1 protein-coding gene is annotated in these 263 nt (G+C 57.4%); it reads left to right on the top strand.

The genetic code is table 11. From position 1 onward, the window contains the following. Nucleotides 1–263: hypothetical protein (locus ABR397_RS25610; protein WP_350307858.1), on the top strand; the 263-nt coding region annotated here is incomplete at both ends.

The following is a 263-nucleotide window of genomic DNA, read 5'->3' as shown; positions in this document are numbered from 1 at the left end:
GGACAATACCCTCAACCTGCCAACCTTCCTGACCCGGGTCACACAGGTGCGGTTGAAACTGCAACAGATGAACGCCAGTGATGACCCGTTGGAAATGGCGGGAAGGCTGGCACAGACGGTGTTTCAGGGCAAAAGCACCGACCTGACAGAGGCGCAGGGCTACGGCAATCTGATGGCGGCCAGTTTGGGTGACCCATGGCACGGTTTTGGTCAGACGATGTTCGTGCAGCCGTTAAATCAGGCGTGGCAGGAGATCCTGAAAC

The organism is Photorhabdus viridis, assembly GCF_040256935.1.
GTDB lineage: Bacteria > Pseudomonadota > Gammaproteobacteria > Enterobacterales > Enterobacteriaceae > Photorhabdus > Photorhabdus viridis.
This window is presented reverse-complemented; position numbering and strand designations above follow the sequence as displayed.